Source organism: Micromonospora sp. NPDC057141 (genome assembly GCF_042670805.1).
Lineage (GTDB): Bacteria > Actinomycetota > Actinomycetes > Mycobacteriales > Micromonosporaceae > Micromonospora.
In genome coordinates, this window is sequence record NZ_JBHUVA010000038.1 from 38,503 (window position 1) to 58,608 (window position 20,106).

The 20,106-nt window shown below is 71.0% G+C and carries 16 protein-coding genes and 3 tRNA genes; all 19 read right to left on the reverse strand.

Annotated elements, in window-relative coordinates; all coding sequences use genetic code 11:
* Nucleotides 1-252: 252 nt before the first annotated feature.
* Complete coding sequence (locus tag ACFT41_RS19480) at nucleotides 253-672, reverse strand: hypothetical protein (protein ID WP_377586215.1); 420 nt, start codon at nucleotides 670-672, stop codon at nucleotides 253-255.
* Between the two features lie 661 nt (nucleotides 673-1,333).
* Entirely contained in the window at nucleotides 1,334-1,702 is a 369-nt protein-coding gene (locus ACFT41_RS19485; protein ID WP_377586185.1) for a hypothetical protein, read from the reverse strand.
* A 167-nt stretch (nucleotides 1,703-1,869) separates the two neighbouring features.
* Nucleotides 1,870-5,757, reverse strand: coding sequence for a DNA-directed RNA polymerase subunit beta' (locus ACFT41_RS19490; protein ID WP_377586187.1), 3,888 nt, complete (start codon nucleotides 5,755-5,757; stop codon nucleotides 1,870-1,872).
* A gap of 121 nt (nucleotides 5,758-5,878) precedes the next feature.
* Nucleotides 5,879-9,310 carry a DNA-directed RNA polymerase subunit beta gene (locus ACFT41_RS19495; protein WP_377586189.1) on the reverse strand — a complete coding sequence of 1,144 codons (3,432 nt, stop codon included), beginning with the start codon at nucleotides 9,308-9,310 and terminating at the stop codon, nucleotides 5,879-5,881.
* A gap of 581 nt (nucleotides 9,311-9,891) precedes the next feature.
* Nucleotides 9,892-10,281, reverse strand: a complete 390-nt coding sequence (gene rplL / locus ACFT41_RS19500) for a 50S ribosomal protein L7/L12 (protein ID WP_377586191.1) — start codon at nucleotides 10,279-10,281, stop codon at nucleotides 9,892-9,894.
* Nucleotides 10,282-10,333: 52 nt separating this feature from the next.
* A complete protein-coding gene (rplJ, locus tag ACFT41_RS19505; protein WP_074472513.1) occupies nucleotides 10,334-10,882 on the reverse strand; it encodes a 50S ribosomal protein L10 in 549 nt (182 codons plus the stop codon).
* Between the two features lie 329 nt (nucleotides 10,883-11,211).
* A complete protein-coding gene (locus tag ACFT41_RS19510) occupies nucleotides 11,212-11,901 on the reverse strand; it encodes a hypothetical protein (protein ID WP_377586193.1) in 690 nt (229 codons plus the stop codon).
* Entirely contained in the window at nucleotides 11,898-12,809 is a 912-nt protein-coding gene (locus ACFT41_RS19515; protein ID WP_377586195.1) for an ATP-binding cassette domain-containing protein, read from the reverse strand. Before ACFT41_RS19515 ends, ACFT41_RS19510 begins: the two co-directional genes overlap by 4 nt.
* A 78-nt stretch (nucleotides 12,810-12,887) precedes the next feature.
* On the reverse strand, nucleotides 12,888-13,601 hold the full coding sequence (gene rplA, locus ACFT41_RS19520) for a 50S ribosomal protein L1 (protein WP_377586197.1): 714 nt from the start codon (nucleotides 13,599-13,601) through the stop codon (nucleotides 12,888-12,890).
* 85 nt (nucleotides 13,602-13,686) lie between these two features.
* Nucleotides 13,687-14,118: a 50S ribosomal protein L11 gene (gene rplK, locus ACFT41_RS19525; RefSeq protein ID WP_377586199.1), complete on the reverse strand. Its 432-nt coding sequence runs from the start codon at nucleotides 14,116-14,118 to the stop codon at nucleotides 13,687-13,689.
* A 208-nt stretch (nucleotides 14,119-14,326) separates the two neighbouring features.
* Nucleotides 14,327-15,049: a transcription termination/antitermination protein NusG gene (gene nusG, locus ACFT41_RS19530; RefSeq protein WP_377586201.1), complete on the reverse strand. Its 723-nt coding sequence runs from the start codon at nucleotides 15,047-15,049 to the stop codon at nucleotides 14,327-14,329.
* Nucleotides 15,050-15,087: 38 nt separating this feature from the next.
* Nucleotides 15,088-15,486 carry a preprotein translocase subunit SecE gene (gene secE / locus ACFT41_RS19535; protein ID WP_377586203.1) on the reverse strand — a complete coding sequence of 133 codons (399 nt, stop codon included), beginning with the start codon at nucleotides 15,484-15,486 and terminating at the stop codon, nucleotides 15,088-15,090.
* A gap of 211 nt (nucleotides 15,487-15,697) precedes the next feature.
* A tRNA-Trp gene (locus tag ACFT41_RS19540) sits at nucleotides 15,698-15,770 on the reverse strand.
* Between the two features lie 127 nt (nucleotides 15,771-15,897).
* Nucleotides 15,898-16,290: a MaoC/PaaZ C-terminal domain-containing protein gene (locus ACFT41_RS19545; protein WP_043965474.1), complete on the reverse strand. Its 393-nt coding sequence runs from the start codon at nucleotides 16,288-16,290 to the stop codon at nucleotides 15,898-15,900.
* Nucleotide 16,291: 1 nt separating this feature from the next.
* Nucleotides 16,292-16,738, reverse strand: coding sequence for a MaoC family dehydratase N-terminal domain-containing protein (locus ACFT41_RS19550; protein ID WP_377586205.1), 447 nt, complete (start codon nucleotides 16,736-16,738; stop codon nucleotides 16,292-16,294).
* Between the two features lie 123 nt (nucleotides 16,739-16,861).
* A complete protein-coding gene (gene rpmG / locus ACFT41_RS19555) occupies nucleotides 16,862-17,029 on the reverse strand; it encodes a 50S ribosomal protein L33 (RefSeq protein ID WP_013288652.1) in 168 nt (55 codons plus the stop codon).
* 133 nt (nucleotides 17,030-17,162) lie between these two features.
* Nucleotides 17,163-17,235 (reverse strand) — tRNA-Met (locus ACFT41_RS19560).
* A gap of 25 nt (nucleotides 17,236-17,260) precedes the next feature.
* Nucleotides 17,261-17,333 (reverse strand) — tRNA-Thr (locus ACFT41_RS19565).
* A gap of 149 nt (nucleotides 17,334-17,482) precedes the next feature.
* Nucleotides 17,483-20,020: a putative bifunctional diguanylate cyclase/phosphodiesterase gene (locus ACFT41_RS19570; protein WP_377586207.1), complete on the reverse strand. Its 2,538-nt coding sequence runs from the start codon at nucleotides 20,018-20,020 to the stop codon at nucleotides 17,483-17,485.
* Nucleotides 20,021-20,106 lie beyond the last annotated feature (86 nt).

Here is a 20,106-nt window from a genome sequence, read left to right on the forward strand (position 1 = left end):
TCAAAACGGAGAGGTCCCGGAGATCAGCGTCACCGCCCTGCCGGCCGAACCGTCGCACCTGCCCACCCGTGATGGGCACCTACGGAAACAAGTGTAACGGCTCCCGCCGCACCCGGCCCATCGGCCCTGGGTAACACGGCCGCCCGCCACCGCCATGTCGGCGACGTGGCGGCATCCCGCATCCCGGACCCCGCCACGTCGCCGACATGGTGTCGATCAAGCAGAAGCGGGCCGGGTCCCCGGGCCGGCGGCTCAGCCCAGGGCGAGCAGCAGTGCCAGGCCGAGACCCAGCAGGCTGAGCACCAGACCTACCGCGCCGCAACTGATCCCGGCCACCGCCAGACCCCCGCCCGTGAAGCGCACCGCCGGCGGGGGCCCCGGACGCCGGAGCTGTCGCCTGCCGAGCAGGCCGGCCACCACGGCCGCCGTGCCCGCCAGCAGTCCGAGGACCGTGAACACACCCGCGGCCCAGGCGCCCTGGGTGCCCGCGGTCGCCCCGAGGCAGATCACCAGGAGCGACACCAGGGCGGAGGCGATGCCTGCCACCAGGGACCCGATCGCGAGCCCGGACGTGACCGGGGGCACATCGAGGTGCACCACGCCGAACGGGGTGCCCGGTACCGGGTCGACCCGCTTGGGCGGCCGGGCCGCCCCCCTCGGCGGCGGCGGCACCGACGGCGGCGCCGGCCCCCAGCCGGTGTTCGGCCCACCCCAGGCACCGCTCACCGACTGGCCCGGCGCGGCCCCCGGCTGGGCCGTGACCGGGTGCCCCGACCAGGGCGCGAGGCCCGGCTGCGGCCAGGGAGCCGGATGAGCGACGGGGCCCGGGTGCGGGGCCGTAGCCGGGTGCAGGGCGGGAACCGGGTGCGCGGCGCGACCCGGCTGCGGCCCGGAAGCCGGCTGCGGGGCGGAGTCGGCGGCCAGGCCAGGACCGAGCTCCGGCGCGGCACCGGCAGCCGGCCCGGGACCGGGCCCCGGGAACGGATCGGGCTGCGGGAACGCGCCTGCGGAGGGCTCGGTGCCCCCGATCGGCGAGGAGAGCGGCGACGGGGAGAGCGGCGACGGGACGTGCTCGACGGGGGTGGCCGCTGCCCCCGGACCCGCGCCGGCGGCGGGCCGGGCCCATGGGCTCTCCTCCGGCGCCGCCGGCGACCCCGCCGGATCCGGGAGCGCGGCGGATCGCTCCGCCGACTCGCCCGAGGGCCGCGCCGGTTCCGTCACGAGGGCCTCCTGTCACCGATCTTCGTCCATCGCCGCGCGACGGACACCGGCCAGGCTACCGCCGGCCGGCCAACCCCGTGGGCGCGAGTCGACGCCTCCCCCGCCGGGGCGGTCAGTCCACGTTCGGGGCGTAGTCGTGCCCGAACGGGGCGCCGGCCGTCCGCACCAGGCCGATCACCAGGGCCGCCACCACGGCCGCCGCGACCAGGACCAGCCCGGCCCAGGCCAGTCGCTCCCCGCGCCGCAGCCAGGCCGTGCCGGTGAGGAAACCCCCCGAGGCGTACGCCTCACGGCGGGCCTGCCGGGCCAGCACGAGCGCGAGCGTGGCCGGCACCACCCCGCCGACGAAGAGCCCGGTCAGCGCGCCCATCAGGCCGAGGGCGAAGACCGCCCGGGCCTTGCTGGAGCGCACCGGGTCGGGGTCGAGCGGGTGGCGTGCCCCGTGCTGGGCGACGGGCACCTGCCCGGGTGCGATCGTCATGCCCTCCATCATGCCCGTCCCCCGCGACGATCCCAGCCGGCCGCGGAAGACGGCGGTGTCCCGGGCCCGGCGACCCCGCCATGTCGGCGACATGGCGAAGTCGCACGCGGCCGGACACGACGAGGCCCCCGGCGGTACGTCGGGGGCCTCGTCGTCAGTGCGTGATCTTAGCGGTACGACCCGAAGTCGAAGTCGTCCAGCGGCACGGCCTGCCCGCTGGCCGGCCCGAAGCCGTAGTCGGTCTCCGGGTAACCGGTCATCGAGTAGACCTTGGCCTTGGCCTCCTCGGTCGGCTCGACCCGGACGTTGCGGTACTTGCTGATGCCCGTACCGGCCGGGATGAGCTTACCGATGATCACGTTCTCCTTGAGGCCGACCAGCGAGTCGCTACGCGAGTTGATCGCCGCGTCGGTCAGCACCCGGGTGGTCTCCTGGAAGGAGGCAGCCGAGAGCCAGGAGTCCGTGGCCAGCGAGGCCTTGGTGATACCCATCAGCACCGGACGACCGGCGGCGGGCTCGCCACCCTCGCCGACGAGCCGACGGTTCTCCGACTCGAACAGCGCCCGGTCGACCAGTACGCCCGGCAGGAACTCGGTCGAGCCGGAGTCGATGACCGTCACCCGCTTGAGCATCTGGCGGATGATGATCTCGATGTGCTTGTCGTGGATGAGCACACCCTGCGAGCGGTAGACCTCTTGGACCTCCTGGGTCAGGTGGACCTGGACCGAACGCGGGCCGAGGATGCGTAGCAGCTCGTGCGGGTCGATGGTGCCCTCGGTGAGCTTCTCGCCGACCTCGACGTGATCGCCGTCGTGGGCCCGCAGGCGGACCCGCTTGGAGATCTTGTCGTAGACGATCTCGTCGGAGCCGTCGTCCGGCACCACGATGATCTTCCGCGACCGCTCGCCGTCCTCGATCCGGATCCGGCCCGGGGTGTCGGCGATGGGCGCCTTGCCCTTCGGGACGCGGGCCTCGAAGATCTCCTGGACCCGGGGCAGACCCTGGGTGATGTCCTCACCCGCGACACCACCGGTGTGGAACGTACGCATCGTCAGCTGCGTACCGGGCTCACCGATCGACTGGGCGGCGATGATGCCGACCGCCTCGCCGACGTCCACGGTCTTGCCGGTCGGCAGCGAGCGACCGTAGCACGCGCCGCAGACGCCCAGCTTCGACTCGCAGGTGAGCACGCTGCGCACCCGCACCGTCTCCGTCCCGGCGGCGACGATCGCGTCGACCAGGATGGAGTTGATGTCCTGGCCCCGGTGGGCGACGACGGTGCCGTCCTGGCCCTTGATGTCGTCGGCCAGGGTCCGGGCGTGGACGCTGGTCTCGGCGTGCTCGTGGACGTACAGCTTGCCGTCGCGCCGCTCGCCGATCTGCATCGGGATGGCCCGGTCGGTGCCGCAGTCCTCCTCGCGGATGATGACGTCCTGCGAGACGTCCACCAGACGACGGGTCAGGTAACCCGAGTCGGCGGTCCGCAGCGCGGTGTCGGCGAGACCCTTGCGGGCACCGTGCGTGGAGATGAAGTATTCCAGCACGGACAGACCCTCCCGGTAGCTGGCCTTGATCGGCCGGGGGATGATCTCGCCCTTCGGGTTGGCCACCAGACCACGGATCGCGGCGATCTGGCGGAGCTGGAGCAGGTTACCGCGGGCACCCGAGTTGATCATCTTCCACAGCGGGTTCTCCTGCGGCAGCGCGGTGTCCATCTCCTTGGCGACCTCGTTGGTCGCCTTGGTCCAGATCTCGATGAGCTCGCCGCGACGCTCCTCGGCGGTCATCAGACCACGCTGGTACTGCTTGTCGATCCGGTCGGCTTCCTTCTCGTACTTCTCCAGGATCTCCCGCTTGCGCGGCGGAGCGATGACGTCCTCCATGCCGATCGTCACGCCGGACCAGGTGGCCCAGTGGAAACCGGCCTCCTTGAGCCCGTCGAGGGTGGCCGCGAGGGCCACCTTCGGGAAGCGCTCGGCGAGGTCGTTGACGATCGCGGAGAGCTGACCCTTGCGGATCTCGTAGTTCACGAAGCGGTAGCCCTGCGGCAGCGTCTCGTTGAACAGCACCCGGCCCAGGGTGGTCTCGACGGTGAGCGCCTCACCCTCCACCCAGCCCTCGGGCGCGACCCACGGCTGCGCGCCGGCGCCGTTGTCGACCCCGACCAGCCCGCGCAGGCGGATCCGCACCGGCGCCTGCAGGTGCAGCTCGCCGGCGTCGAACGCCATCCGCGCCTCGGCATCCGAGCTGAACGCCCGGCCCTCGCCCTTCTCACCGGCGGTGAGGTGGGTCAGGTGGTAGAGGCCGATGACCATGTCCTGGGTGGGCATGGTGACGGGCTTGCCGTCGGCCGGCTTGAGGATGTTGTTGGACGACAGCATCAGGATCCGCGCCTCGGCCTGCGCCTCGGCGGACAGCGGCACGTGCACCGCCATCTGGTCGCCGTCGAAGTCGGCGTTGAACGCCGTGCAGACCAGCGGGTGGATCTGGATGGCCTTGCCCTCGACCAGCTGCGGCTCGAAGGCCTGGATGCCCAGGCGGTGCAGGGTCGGCGCCCGGTTGAGCAGCACCGGGTGCTCGCCGATGACCTCTTCCAGCACGTCCCACACGACCGGCCGCTGCCGCTCGACCATCCGCTTGGCGGACTTGATGTTCTGCGCGTGGTTGAGGTCGACCAGCCGCTTCATCACGAACGGCTTGAACAGCTCCAGCGCCATCTGCTTGGGCAGGCCGCACTGGTGCAGCTTCAGCTTCGGGCCGACGACGATGACCGAACGGCCGGAGTAATCGACGCGCTTGCCGAGCAGGTTCTGCCGGAACCGGCCCTGCTTGCCCTTGAGCATGTCGGACAGCGACTTGAGCGGGCGGTTGCCCGGACCGGTGACCGGCCGGCCGCGGCGGCCGTTGTCGAACAGCGCGTCGACGGCCTCCTGGAGCATCCGCTTCTCGTTGTTGACGATGATCTCGGGCGCGCCGAGGTCGATCAGCCGCTTGAGGCGGTTGTTCCGGTTGATCACGCGGCGGTACAGGTCGTTCAGGTCGGAGGTCGCGAAGCGGCCACCGTCGAGCTGCACCATCGGGCGCAGGTCCGGCGGGATGACCGGGACGCAGTCCAGCACCATGCCGAGCGGCGAGTTGCGGGTGTTCAGGAACGCCGCAACGACCTTGAGCCGCTTGAGCGCCCGGATCTTCCGCTGCCCCTTGCCGGAGCGGATGGTCTCGCGCAGGCTCTCGGCCTCGGCGTCGAGGTCCATGTTCTGCACCAGCGCCTTGATCGCCTCGGCACCCATGCCGCCGGTGAAGTACTCGCCGAACCGGTCGCGCAGCTCCCGGTAGAGCAGCTCGTCGGTGACCAGCTGCTTCGGGTCCAGCTTGCGGAAGGTGTCGAGCACCTCGTCCAGGCGGTCGATCTCGCGCTGGGCCCGGTCGCGGATCTGGCGCATCTCGCGCTCTCCGCCCTCCTTGACCTTGCGCCGGACGTCCGCCTTCGCGCCCTCGGCCTCCAGCTCGGCCAGGTCGGCCTCCAGCTTGGCGGCCCGCTTCTCGATCTCCGAGTCGCGGCTGTTCTCGGACTGCCGCTTCTCGGCGAGGATCTCGTTCTCGATGGTCGAGAGGTCACGGTGACGCGACTCGGCGTCCACGCTCGTCACGACGTACGAGGCGAAGTAGATGATCTTTTCGAGGTCCTTCGGGGCGAGGTCCAGCAGGTAGCCCAGCCGGCTCGGTACGCCCTTGAAGTACCAGATGTGGGTCACCGGAGCGGCCAGCTCGATGTGACCCATGCGCTCCCGGCGGACCTTGGAGCGGGTCACCTCGACGCCGCAGCGCTCGCAGATGATGCCCTTGAACCGGACCCGCTTGTACTTACCGCAGTAGCACTCCCAGTCCCGCTGCGGACCGAAGATCTTCTCGCAGAAGAGCCCGTCCTTTTCCGGCTTGAGGGTGCGGTAGTTGATCGTCTCGGGCTTCTTGACCTCGCCATGCGACCACTGACGGATATCGTCGGCGGTGGCGAGACCGATGCGCAGCTCGTCGAAGAAGTTGACGTCGAGCACTATGTCCCCTATGTCGTCGTCTTTACAGCTAGATCACGGGCGGGGTTGGGGGCCGGCCGCCCCGCGGAGGGATCAAGCCTGACCGCCCGGAGCGGGGTGGCCGGCCCCCAACCCCCACCACTTACACCTCTTCGACCGAGCTCGGCTCGCGCCGGGACAGGTCGATGCCCAGCTCCTCCGCGGCCCGGAACACCTCGTCGTCGGTCTCGCGCATCTCCAGGGCCACGCCGTCGCTGGAGAGCACCTCGACGTTCAGGCACAGCGACTGCAGTTCCTTGAGCAACACCTTGAACGACTCCGGAATGCCCGGCTCCGGGATGTTCTCGCCCTTGACGATCGCCTCGTAGACCTTGACCCGGCCCAGGACGTCGTCGGACTTGATGGTCAACAGCTCCTGCAGGGCGTACGCGGCACCGTACGCCTGCATCGCCCAGCACTCCATCTCACCGAAGCGCTGGCCACCGAACTGCGCCTTACCACCCAGCGGCTGCTGCGTGATCATCGAGTACGGACCGGTCGACCGGGCGTGGATCTTGTCGTCGACCAGGTGGTTGAGCTTCAGGATGTAGATGTAGCCGACCGCGATCGGGTCCGGCAGCGGCTCGCCGGAGCGACCGTCGAACAGCTGCGCCTTGCCGGAGGAGCCGATCAGCTGCTTGCCGTCCCGGTTGGGCAGGGTCGACGAGAGCAGACCGGAGATCTCCTCCTCGCGGGCGCCGTCGAAGACCGGCGTGGCCACGTTGGTGTCCGGCTCGGACTCGTGCGCCTCGATGGAGCGCAGCTGGCGCTTCCAGTCGGTGTCGTCGCCGTCGATGCTCCACCCGGTCTTGGCCACCCAGCCGAGGTGCGTCTCCAGCACCTGGCCGATGTTCATCCGGGACGGCACACCCAGCGGGTTGAGCACGATGTCGACCGGGGTGCCGTCCTCCAGGAACGGCATGTCCTCGATCGGCAGGATCTTCGAGATGACGCCCTTGTTGCCGTGCCGGCCGGCGAGCTTGTCGCCGTCCTGGATCTTGCGCTTCTGGGCGACGTAGACCCGGACCAGCTCGTTGACGCCCGGGGGCAGCTCGTCGCCGTCCTCGCGGGAGAACGTGCGCACGCCGATGACCGTGCCGGTCTCGCCGTGCGGCACCTTCAGCGAGGTGTCCCGCACCTCGCGGGCCTTCTCGCCGAAGATCGCGCGGAGCAGCCGCTCCTCCGGGGTCAGCTCGGTCTCGCCCTTGGGCGTGACCTTGCCGACCAGGATGTCGCCGGGGACGACCTCGGCGCCGATCCGGATGATGCCGCGCTCGTCGAGGTCGGCGAGCATCTCCTCGCTGACGTTCGGGATGTCCCGGGTGATCTCCTCCGGGCCGAGCTTGGTGTCCCGCGCGTCGACCTCGTGCTCCTCGATGTGGATCGAGGTGAGCACGTCCTGCTGCACGAGGCGCTGCGACAGGATGATCGCGTCCTCGTAGTTGTGGCCCTCCCAGCACATGAACGCCACCAGCAGGTTGCGCCCGAGCGCCATCTCGCCCTCGTCGGTGCAGGGACCGTCGGCGATGACCTGGCCGGCCTCGACGCGGTCGCCCTCGAAGACCACCGGCTTCTGGTTGACGCAGGAGCCGGCGTTGGAGCGGCGGAACTTGTGCAGCAGGTACGTCCGGCGGTGGCCGTCGTCCTGGTGGATGGTGATGTAGTCGGCGCAGAGGTCCTCGATGACACCGCCGACCTCGGCCACGACCACGTCGCCGGCGTCGACGGCGGCACGGTATTCCATGCCGGTGCCGACCAGCGGCGACTCCGCCTTGACCAGCGGCACCGCCTGGCGCTGCATGTTCGCGCCCATCAGTGCCCGGTTGGCGTCGTCGTGCTCGAGGAACGGGATCATCGCGGTCGCTACCGAGGTCATCTGCCGCGGCGAGACGTCCATGTAGTCGACGGCGGCCGGGACCACGTCCTCGGTCTCGCCGCCCTTACGGCGGCACAGGACCCGGTCCTCGGCGAACGTGCCGTCGGCCTTCAGCGGCGCGTTCGCCTGCGCCTTGACGAACCGGTCCTCCTCGTCCGCGGTCAGGTAGTCGATCCGGTCGGTGACCCGACCCTCGACGACCTTCCGGTACGGCGTCTCGATGAAGCCGAACGGGTTGACCCGGGCGAAGGTGGAGAGCGCGCCGATCAGGCCGATGTTCGGGCCTTCCGGCGTCTCGATCGGGCACATCCGGCCATAGTGGGACGGGTGCACGTCGCGAACCTCGAAGCCGGCCCGCTCCCGGGACAGACCACCCGGGCCGAGCGCGCTCAGCCGGCGCCGGTGGGTCAGGCCCGCCAGCGGGTTGGTCTGGTCCATGAACTGGGACAGCTGCGAGGTGCCGAAGAACTCCTTGATCGCCGCCACGACGGGACGGATGTTGATCAGGGTCTGCGGCGTGATCGCCTCGACGTCCTGGGTGGTCATCCGCTCGCGGACGACCCGCTCCATCCGGGACAGGCCGACGCGGACCTGGTTCTGGATCAGCTCGCCCACCGTGCGCAGGCGCCGGTTGCCGAAGTGGTCGATGTCGTCGGCCTCGTAGCCGTCCTCACCGGCGTGCAGCCGGCAGAGGTATTCCACGGTGGCGACGATGTCGTCCTCGGTGAGCGTGCCGGTGGTGATCGGCACGCTCAGCTCGAGCTTCTTGTTGAACTTGTACCGACCGACCTTGGCGACGTCGTACCGCTTCGGGTTGAAGAAGAGGTTGTCGAGCAGGGTCTGGGCGTTCTCGCGGGTCGGCGGCTCGCCAGGGCGGAGCTTGCGGTAGATGTCGAGCAGCGCCTCGTCCTGGCCGGCGATGTGGTCCTTCTCGAGCGTCGTCATCAGCAGCTCGGACCAGCCGAACTTCTCGCGGATCCGCTCGGCCGACCAACCGACGGCCTTGAGCAGGACCGTGACGGCCTGCCGGCGCTTGCGGTCGATGCGGACGCCGACGGTGTCGCGCTTGTCGATGTCGAACTCGAGCCAGGCACCCCGGCTCGGGATGACCTTGACGCTGGAGAGGTCGCGGTCGGAGGTCTTGTCCGGCTGCTTGTCGAAGTAGACGCCCGGGGACCGGACGAGCTGGCTGACCACGACGCGCTCGGTGCCGTTGATGATGAAGGTGCCCTTGGGCGTCATCATCGGGAAGTCACCCATGAACACCGTCTGGCTCTTGATCTCGCCGGTGGTGTTGTTGGTGAACTCCGCCGTCACGAACAGCGGGGCGCAGTAGGTCAGGTCCTTCTCCTTGCACTCCTCGATCGAGGCCTTGACCTCGTCGAAGCGCGGCGCCGAGAAGGAGAGCGACATGGTGCCGGAAAAGTCCTCAATGGGACTGATCTCGTCGAGGATTTCCGCGAGACCCGAGCGTGCGTGCGGGTCGTCCGCCGACCGGCCCTGCCAAGCCTCGTTGCCGACGAGCCAGTCGAAGGACTCGTTCTGGATGGCGAGGAGGTTGGGGACCTCGAGGTGTTCGGTGATCCTGCCGAATGAGACTCGGCGAGGTGCGAAAGCGCTCGACGTACGACTGGTCTTCGCAGGGCGGGAAGCTGCCAAGATGCGTCCTTCCGAGGACCGGTGCTGCAGAACGGCTGGTACGCGTGCACTCCAATGACCCCACCAGAAATACCCGTAATCGGACATTTCTGCGCAGGGGTCAAGTCGGAAGGCAGCGCAAACTAGCAGTGTAGCCGAGAGGCTAACCGCTGTCCAGCCCAACCCGCAGGTCGTCGCGGAACGTGCCTCGGGGCCCCCGAAACGGGGCCTGACCGGGCCGCTCGGAACGCGGCATACCCACGGACCGCCCGGGTGCCGCGGACGATGGTGCCGCCGCTGCCATTACCCGGATGGTGGCCGTCGCAAGCGCGGAAGGTCTTGCTGGTGTCAGCGTGCCTGGCGGCCCGGTGCCGCGTCAAGGGCCCGTCTCGTGCGCGACAGGTGTTTCCCACGCGTGGGGGACCGGCCTAACGCGCCGCACCGCCGGGCGTGGAGCGTCGCCGCCCTGCTCACGACGCTGTCAGGGAGTCACGACACCAACACAGCGGGCGGTGACCCGAATTCGGATCACCGCCCGCCGCGACGCGATGTGCCCTGGCTCACGTGAGCTGAACCGGGCGCGCGCCTGAGTCCTACCTCAATTACTTGAGGGTGACCTTGGCGCCCTCGCCCTCGAGCTTGGCCTTGGCCTTCTCGGCGGTCTCCTTGTTGACCTTCTCGAGGATGGCCTTCGGCGCGGCCTCGACCGCGTCCTTGGCCTCCTTGAGGCCCAGGCCGGTCAGCTCGCGCACGACCTTGATGACCTGGATCTTCTTGCCACCGTCGGCCTCGAGGACGACGTCGAACTCGTCCTTCTCCTCCTCGACGGGCGCGGCGGCGGCGCCACCGGCGCCACCGGCGGCGGCGATCGCGACCGGGGCGGCCGCGGTGACCTCGAAGGTCTCCTCGAACTGCTTCACGAACTCGGAGAGCTCGATCAGCGTCATCTCCTTGAACGCGTCGAGCAGCTCGTCGGTGCTGAGCTTCGCCATGGCTGGCGTCCTTTCTAACGGTTGTCTAAGAACGTGGGTGCGCCGGGAGGCCTCAGGCCGCCTCGGCGCCCTCCTGCTCGCGCTTCTTGTCCGCCAGGGCGGCCGCCGCGCGGGCGGCCTTGGAGAGCGGAGCCTGGAACAGGGCCGCAGCCTTGCTCAGGTTGCCCTTCATCGCGCCGGCCAGCTTGGCCAGCAGCACCTCGCGGGACTCCAGGTCGGCGAGCTTCGTGACCTCGGCCGCGGAAATGGCCTTGCCCTCGAAGACGCCGCCCTTGATGACGAGCTTCGGGTTGGCCTTCGCGAAGTCGCGAAGGCCCTTCGCCGCCTCGACGACGTCGCCCGAAACGAAAGTCAGCGCGGTAGGACCGGTGAACAGCTCGTCGAGGCCGGAGATGCCCGCGTCGGCCGCGGCACGCTTCGCCAGCGTGTTCTTCGCGACCGTGTAGGTGGTCTCCTTGCCGAGCGAGCGCCGCAGCTGGGTGAGCTGGGAAACCGTCAGACCACGGTACTCGGTCAGCACCGTAGCGCCCGCGTTGCGGAAGCTGTCGGTCATCTCAGCGACGGCCGTGGCCTTGTCGGCCCGGATCGGCTTGTCCGCCATGTCCCTCCTCTCTCGTTGCTCCAGGCTGGTCTCCGGGAAGCCGGTGGGCCTCCCGGCGCCGGAGGGCCGCGACAACGAGAAAGCCCCGGCGCAGGGCGCACGGGGCGAGGGCCGGCCGGTCGCACCGCAGTCGGCGGACCACGGGAACACAGCCGAGTTTCGCTTGCCGCCCTGCGCGGGTCGCCCGTCGGATCGGGACCTTCGACCGTGCCTAGGCACGGTGACCAGCGGTCTCTGGGTGGTACTTCGACGCAAGGCTACGCGACACGCCCCGTGAGCGCCAAATCGCCCCCCGGGTGCGCCCCGTCACTCCCCCGCCGCCCGGCTGCTCAGGCGCGGGCGCGCCGAAGCCAGGCGTAGCCGGCGAGCGCCGTCGCGCTCCAGGCGGCGGCCCACGCGGTGAGCAGGGCCACCGAGGCGGCGGACGGACTGGCGGCCGCGGCCCGGGCGACGGGCAGCACCGGGGGCACCAGCCAGGGCGCCACCGAGGCCGACAGGCCGAGGACCAACGAGCCGACCGCGCCGAGCGCCAGCACCGCCACGCCGTACCCCGCGCTGCCTGTCACCGCCCGGCTGGCCAGCGCGCCGAGCGCCACCGCGGCGGGCAGGGCGAGCAGGTGCGCCCAGCCGCCGAGGGCCACCCCGGCGGCCACCGACCGGCCGCCCGGCTCCACCTGGCTGGTCACCCCGCCCACCAGCCAGGGGAAGACCAGCGCGACGGCGACCGTGCCGAGCCCGGCCACGAGCGCCGCGAGCAGCCCGGCGGCCCGCTCCCGGGCCGCCCCGGCGAGCACCAGGGCCAGCCGGCGCTGCGCGTCCGGCTCGACGTCGAGCAGGAGCTTGGTCTGCCACGCCAGCACCGGGAAGAGCACCACCGCCGACACGCCGTAGGCCTCCGCCGGCTGGGCCCGGCCGCCGCCGTAGAGGACGCCGAGGGCGAGCAGGCCGGCCAGCAGCGGGGCGACCACCCGTCCGGTACGCAGGAAGCCGGCCAGCCGCAGCCGCACGAGCGCGATCACCGGGGCACCTGCCCGCCCGACCCGGAGGCGTCCACCGCCCCGGTTGCCGGGGCAGCCTCCCCGGCTGTCGCCCCCGGCGGGGTTGCCGCGCCCGGCGGGGCGGATGGCGTGCCGGCCACGGGGGCGGGGGCGGGTAGCCCTCCGGCGGGAACGGGGGCGTCGGGCGGGGCGGGGTCGGCGCGTACTCGAAGGACGTGGTGACCGTCCGCGCGGAGCCGGGCCACGGCACCGGCGGCGCGCGCGGCCGGGACCGCGACCTCGACCACGACGAACGCCCCGGGGGACGCGTCGGCCGGGGCCCTCGCGGTGACGGTGCCGTCGGCGACCGTCCAGCGGGCGGCGCCCGGCAGCCGGGCGGTCTCGCCCCGGTGGTCGCTGACCAGCACCGACCCGCCGGCCGCCAGCACTTCGTCGATCAGGGCGGGGACCAGCTCGCGGGCGGCGGCGTCCAGGCCCTCCCAGGGCTCGTCGAGAATGAGCAGGCCGGGCCGGCGGAGCATCGCCTGGGCCAGGCCGACCTTCTGGGCGGTGCCCTTGGACAGCTCGGGCAGCCGCACGCCGTGGAAGGGGGCGAGGCCCAGCCGCTCGGTCCACCGCCGCACGGCCTCGCCGGCCTCGGCCCCGCCCAGGCCGGCGACGCGGGCCATGCCGGCGAGGTAGCGCCCCACGGTGAACGGCTGGTCGGCGGGGAACCGCTCCGGGACCCAGCCGACGTGTCGCGGCCGGTCGACGATCCGGCCCCGGGCCGGCCGGAGCACCCCCGCCGCCAGCTGGAGCAGCGTCGACTTGCCGACGCCGTTGCGGCCGAGCACGACGGCGGCCTCGCCGGGGCCCAGCCGCAGGTGCGCCTCGCGCAGCACCCACGGACCCCGCCGGTGGTAACGGAGCCAGACATCCTCCCACCGCATGCCGTGAGCCTGCCACATCGGACAGACGGACGGGGCCCCGCCACGGGTCGTGGCGGGGCCCCGGCGAGGCGGTGGTGCTCAGGCCTCGGCGCCCTCCTGGAGGTTCTTGATCAGGTTGGGGTCGACCGGCACGCCCGGGCCCATCGTGGTGGTGAGGGTGACCTTCTTGAGGTACTTGCCCTTCGCCGCCGAGGGCTTGGCCCGCAGCACCTCGTCGAGGACCGCGGCGTAGTTGTCGATCAGCTGGGTCTCGGAGAACGAGGCCTTGCCGATGATCAGGTGGAGGTTGGAGTGCTTGTCCACCCGGAAGGTGATCTTGCCGCCCTTGATGTCCGCGACGGCCTTGGTGACGTCCATGGTCACCGTGCCGGTCTTCGGGTTCGGCATCAGGCCGCGCGGGCCCAGGATCCGCGCGATCCGGCCGATCTTGGCCATCTGGTCCGGCGTGGCGATCGCCGCGTCGAAGTCGAGCCAGCCGCCCTGGATCCGGGCGACGAGCTCGTCGGTGCCCACCTCGTCCGCACCCGCGGCGACGGCCTCCTCGGCCTTCGCGCCGGCGGCGAAGACGATCACGCGGGCGGTCTTGCCGGTGCCGTGCGGCAGGTTGACCACGCCGCGGACCATCTGGTCCGCCTTGCGGGGGTCGACGCCGAGGCGCATGGCGACCTCGACCGTGGCGTCGAACTTGGCGCTGGTGGTGTCCTTGGCGATCTTGACCGCCTCGGCCGGCGTGTAGAGCTTCGACCGGTCGATGACCTCGGCGGCCTTGCGGTAGGTCTTGCTGCGCTGCATTTCTGGTTACTCCTGTGGTCTATGGCGGGCCGCGGCTCTCCGCGCGCCCTCCCACGAACTGATCGGGTGAGGCGGTGGAGCGAGGTCAGTCGCCGACGGTCAGGCCCATCGACCGGGCGGTGCCGGCGATGATCTTCTCAGCCTGCTCGATGTCGTTGGCGTTGAGGTCGACCATCTTCTTCTCGGCGATCTCCCGCAGCTGGGCGCGGGTGACGGAGCCGACCTTCTCCTTGTGCGGGACGCCGGAGCCCTTCTGCACGCCGGCGGCCTTGATCAGCAGCTGGGCGGCGGGCGGGGTCTTCAGGACGAAGGTGAAGCTGCGGTCCTCGTAGACGCTGATCTCGGCGGGGACGATGTCGCCCCGCTGGGCCTCGGTCTGCGCGTTGTAGGTCTTGCAGAACTCCATGATGTTGACGCCGTGCTGGCCGAGCGCGGGGCCGACCGGCGGCGCCGGCGTGGCCTGGCCCGCCTTCAGCTGAAGCGTGAACGTCTTGACGAGCTTCTTCTTCGGAGGCATGTCTCTTCCTGGGGCTTGGAGCTGGGATCTTCCTGGCACTTGGAACTGGGAAAGGTGCCGGCCGGGGGCGCGCACGGTCAGCGCGATGCGACAGCCGACGTTCTAGGGTAGCGCAACGCTCCGCCGCCGCATGCGCCGAGGTCGGTGAGGGGGCGGAGACGACCTTGCCGGCGGCGGGCCGCTGCCCACCGCCGGCAAGAAGGAAACGTCAGATCTTGGTGACCTGGTTGAAGTTCAACTCGACCGGCGTCTCCCGGCCGAAGATCGACACCAGCACCTTGAGCTTCTGCTGGTCGGCGTTGATCTCGCTGATCGTCGCCGGCAGCGAGGCGAACGCGCCGTCGGTGACGGTCACCGAGTCGCCCACCTCGAAGTCGAGGACCCTGATCTCGGGCTTGGCCTTCTTCTGCTCGGTCTCGACCGCCGGGGCCAGCCACTTGAGGACCTCGTCGAGGCTCAGCGGCGCGGGCCGGTCGGCCCGGTCGGTCGCCCCCACGAAGCCGGTGACCCCGGGGGTGTTCCGCACGCAGGAGTATGACTCGGCGGTCAGCTCCATCCGGACCAGGATGTAGCCCGGGAAGACCTTGGCCTGGATCTGGGACCGCTTGCCGTTCTTGACCTCGACCTCTTCCCGGGTCGGCACCTCGACCTGGTAGATGTAGTCCTCCATGTCGAGGGACGTGATCCGGGTCTCGAGGTTGGTCTTGACCTTGTTCTCGTAGCCGGCGTACGAGTGCACCACGTACCAGTCGCCCGGCGCGTAGCGCAGCTTCTGGCGCAGCTCCGCAACCGGGTCGTACTCCTCGTCCGGGGCGGGCTCGGTGGTCGGAAAGTCCGGCTCGCTGGCGGCCTCGACCGACTCATCGTTGGCCGCCGTCGCCACCGCGGACTGCTCGTCCGTGGTCTCGGCGGTCTCGTCGTACTCAGGCACGCTTGCTCACTTCCGTCACTATCGGCTGGATCAGCCGGTCAGCTGGGGTTTCCGAAGACCCACAGCACGCCCTTCGCGAAGGCGTAGTCCAGGCCGGCCACGATCGTCAGCATCACGGCGACGAAGGTGACCACCACCGCGGTGTAGGTCAGCAGCTCCTTGCGGGTCGGCCAGATGACCTTACGCAGTTCGGCCACGACCTCGCGGAAGAACCGCGCGATGCGGGCGAACAGCCCCACCCGCTCGGTGTCCTTGCGGGTCTTCCTCTCGTCGGCCGACTCGGCCTTGGCCCGCGCCCGGGTGGCCGTGCCACCACGCGAGACCGGCTCGTCCGCGTCGTCGGTGGCGTCGTCGTCGGCGGCCACGTCGTCGACGACATCGTCGTTCAGACGGTCGTCGTCGCCGGCGTCCTCGCTGCGCCGCTTGTTCTCGGCCACTTCGCCCTCCGTCGCGGGAATCGGGTCGCACGCCGGTGCGGCGTGCGCGGCGCTGGTCACGCCGGCCGGACCAACCGTCCCGCGACGGGCCGCGGCCGGCGGATCGACGGACGGGCCCGATGCCTCGGAACCCACCCCGCCGATGCCACCACCACGGGCCGGACGCCGCCGGTTGGCGGCGCGACCCACGGGAACGGTCAGGCCTGAGGCGCAGGGGTGACAGGACTTGAACCTGCAGCCTGCGGTTTTGGAGACCGCTGCTCTGCCAATTGAGCTACACCCCTGTGCGGCAACGCTCGCCCGACCCGGCCATGATGCACCGGGCGGGGTCACTTGCCCCACGGCGGACCAGTGTACGGGTACCGGCGCGACTTTCCCAACCGGTCTGCCCCCGCGCGTGGCGCGAACTCCTCAGCGGGGCGTCCTGATCACCGCCCGGGCCTGCGAGAGCACTTTCTCGCCCCGGCACGTCGCGGTGATGTCCAGCCTGGTCAGACCCTCCCCCGCACCCTCGCGGACCTTCGCGGTCACCTCGATCTCGGTGCCGGCGTCGTCATCGGGGACGACCACCGGGCGGGCGAACCGGACCCCGTAGTCGACCACCGCGTCGGGCGCGCCGGCCCACTCGGCGACCGCCCGGCCCACCAGGGCCATGGTGAACATGCCGTGCGCGATCACCCCGGGCAGGCCGACCCCGGTGGCGACCCGGTCGCTCCAGTGGATCGGGTTGAAGTCGCCCGAGGCGCCCGCGTAGCGGACCAGGTCGGCCCGGGTGACCCGGAAGGTCTGGGTGGACAGTTCCATGTCAGGCCTCCCCGCGTACGACGAGCTTGGACCAGACGGCGACCACCGGCTCGCCGGCGGCCGTGCTCACGTCGGTGCGGGTGGTCAGGAAGTCGTGCCCGCTGCGGCTGGTGATGTCCTCGATGGTGTTCACGCAGACCAGCTCGTCGCCGGCCACCACCGGCCGGGTGTACGCGAAGCGCTGGTCGCCGTGGACCACCCGGCTGTAGTCCACGCCGAGGGCCGGGTCGTCGACGATCTGCTGGGTGGCGGCCATGGTGAGCACCACGGGGAAGGTCGGCGGGGCAACCACGTCCGGGTGCCCGAGCGCGCGGGCGGCCTCCGGATCGTGGTGCACCGGGTCGGCGGCGCCGATCGCCGTGGCGAACTCGCGGATTTTTTCACGGCCCACCTGGTAGGGGGCGGTCGGCGGATAGGTCCGGCCGACGTAGGACGGGTCCAGGGACATGCCCGAGAACCTACACGGGAAGCACGAAAGCCGACCCGGGGGCGGGCGGTCGACCAAGAGGCCGCGCGTCCGCTCCGGATCGGCGATCGGGTGTCGTGCTGGCCGGCGCGAACCGGCGACGGGTCAGCGGGTCTCGCGGTGAACCGTGTGCTTGCCGTCCCGGGGGCAGAACTTCTTCAGCTCGATGCGGTCCGGGTCGTTGCGGCGGTTCTTGCGCGTGATGTAGTTGCGCTCCTTGCACTCCACACACGCCAAAGTGATCTTCGGCCGGACATCGGTAGCCTTCGCCACGGCGGAGTGCCTTCCTCGCTAACGGACAACAACTACAGCGCCTCAGCCTACGCGCTGGCGACGCGGACATGCAAAGTGGGCGCCTATGGCGCCCATCCCACCGACCGCCGGAAGCTGGCCCGGAGGACGAGAGTAGCGGTGGCCGGACTTGAACCGGCGACACAGCGATTATGAGCCGCTTGCTCTGCCATCTGAGCTACACCGCCGTGGCGGGTCCAGCCGGACCCTTTGAGCCCCCTTACGGAATCGAACCGTAGACCTTCTCCTTACCATGGAGACGCTCTGCCGACTGAGCTAAGGGGGCTTGCGCGATCACTCGGTGGCCGCGCAGAGGTAAGAGTACACGGCCCCGCGCCCGAGGTGAAATCGGATCCCCCCACCCTCGCGCATCGCAACATCCCCCCAGCTCAGCGGCGCTAGCCGCCCCGTTGCCGGTCCCGGCCGGCGGCCGGATCAGGGGACGATCCGCAACCGCCGGACGTCCGGGGTGACGAGCGCCTCGGACTCCAGCTGGGCCCCGAACCACGCCTCCAGACGCTCGTACGGCAGCGGCCGGCTGAACAGGAAGCCCTGGCCGATCTCGCAGCCGATGTCCTGGAGCAGCTCCAGGGTCAGCTCGCTCTCCACGCCCTCGGCCACCACCGCGAGGCCGAACTGCTGGGAGAGGGTCACCACGGCGTTGACGATCGCCAGGTCCCCCGGGTCGGTCGCCATGCCCTGCACGAAGGAGCGGTCCACCTTGACTTCGTGCACGGGCAGCCGGCGCAGGTAGGCCAGCGAGGACGAACCGGTGCCGAAGTCGTCCACGGAGAGCCGCACGCCGAGGTCGCGCAGCCGGCGCAGGGTCGGGATCGGCCGGTCGGTGCCGTCGAGCACCCCGGCCTCACGGATCTCGAAGGTGAGCCGCTGCGGGGGCACGTCGTACTCGGCGAGCAACTCGCGCACACGGTCGGGGAAGTGCCGGTCGGTGAGCGTACGCGCGGAAAGGTTGACCGCGACGGCGAGCGGCTGCTCGGCGTGCGCCCAGTCCCGGCTGCGCCGCAGCCCCTCCCGGAGCACCACCTCCGTCAACCGGCCCAGCTGGCCGGTGTGCTCCGCCACCGCCACGAAGTCCTCCGGGGCGACCTCGCCGTGCGCCGGGTGCTCCCAGCGGGCCAGGCACTCCACCCCGACCAGGCGGCGGTGCCGCAGCGTCACCTTCGGCTGGAAGTAGACCTCCAGCGCGCCGTCGTCGAGGGCCTTGCGCAGGTCGCCGGCGAGGCCGAGGCGGCGCAGCGACCTCGACTCCAGCGCCGGGTTGAACAGCTGGATGCTGCCCGGCATGGACTTCGCCGCCATCGCGGCCAGGTCGACCCGTTGCAGCAGGGTCGCGGCGTCGCTGCCGTGGTCGGGGTGCACGGCGACCCCGACGGCGGTGTCGACGTCCAGCGTGAACGCGTCGAAGACCATCTCGGCGCGGATCTCCTCGCGCAGCCGGGCGGCCAGCTCCAGTGCCGCCTCGGCGTTCTCCAGCCGCAGCGTCACCAGGAACTCGTCGCCGCCGGCCCGGCCGACCAGCGCCGAGGACGGGGCGGACGCGCGCAGCCGGACGGCGACCTCGGCGAGGACCTGGTCGCCGGCCGCGTGGCCGAGCGACTCGTTGACCTGGCGCAGCCCGTCGACGTCGAACAGCAGGACGGCGACCACCTCGCCCGGGGCCCGGATCTTCACGGCCTCGTCGAGCGCCGCGCTGATCCGCCGCCGGTTGGGCAGCTTGGTCAGCGTGTCGTGGTAGGCGTCGTGGCGCAGCCGGTCCATCAGCCGGGAGTTCTCCAGGGCCACCGCCGCGTGCGCGGCGACCGTCTCGATCACCGGCACGTCCGCCGGGGTGAAGTGGCCGACGTCGCTGAGCCGGTTGACCACCTCCAGGGTGCCGATCACCGCCTCGCCGGAGCGCAGCGGCACGACGATCGCGTCCTTCGTCGACGCGGCGCGCAACATGGCCATGTGCTCCCGGTCCCCGCCGAGCCGGGCGCCGAGCGCGACGGTCTGCCGCTGCTGCACGACCCGTTCCCGCACCGTCGCCGGGATCTTCGAGAAGTCGAGCAGGCCCCGCCCGTCGATCCGGGCGGTCAGCAGCACCTCCGGGTGCCGGCCCTGGGCGGGCAGCCACAGGGTGGCGTACTCGGCCTGCATGAGGGCGCGGACCCGGCCGAGCAGCGCGTCCGGCAGCGTGCCGTCCTGGCCGCTGCGGGTCATCGCCCTGGTCAGCTCGTAGATGTCGGCGAGCGTGCGGTGCTGGCGGAGGAACTGGGCGTACGCCCGGTAGACCAGCGCCACCGTGAGCGCGAGCGCGCCGAGCAGCAGCAGCGACCAGTAGGTGGCCTTCAGCGCGAGCAGGATGATCAGGCCGACGGTCGCGTTCACCGCCGCCGCGAGCAGCGGAACGGTGGAGGTCCGGACCACCTCCAGCCCGGCCTGCCAACCCTGGAGAAGGGTGATCACGCCGACCACGGCGGCGAGGGTGACCAGGGTGATGGTGCTGACCGCCGCGAACAGGATGCCCCACGTGCCGGGGCCCACCCCCCGGATCGGGGGCAACGCCAGCAGCACCAGGCCCGCGAGGGAGGTCGCCGCGGCGGACCGGGCGACGTTGAACGCGAACTTGGCCGGGCCGAGCCGCCGCCGGAACTGGGCGATCAGGGCGGCCAGGGTGGCCACCAGCACCAGGGTCAGGGGCGGCAGATAATAGAGCGCCAGGACCAGCGGGATCTCGGTGATCGTGGCCGAGAGCGTCTGCCGCCGGACGATGAAGCTCAGCACCGGCAGGTGGGCGGCGACCAGGGCGGTGAGCAGCAGCAGGCCCAGGCCCCACTCGCCGTACGGCGGCTTGTCCTCTTCGACCAGCGCGATCAGCAGGCAGCAGATGACCGCCAGGAACGCCAGTGGCCCGGTGATCAGCCAGGCCAGGTCAGTCCCGCGTCGTCGCACGGCTGCCGCTCGGCTCGTCATCCTGCTCCCTATTTGTCACCGAGAGTGAACTCCGCGCCGATGCCTGGCCTGTGTCTGGCCGCAACCGCCGCCGCCCGGCGGGTGTC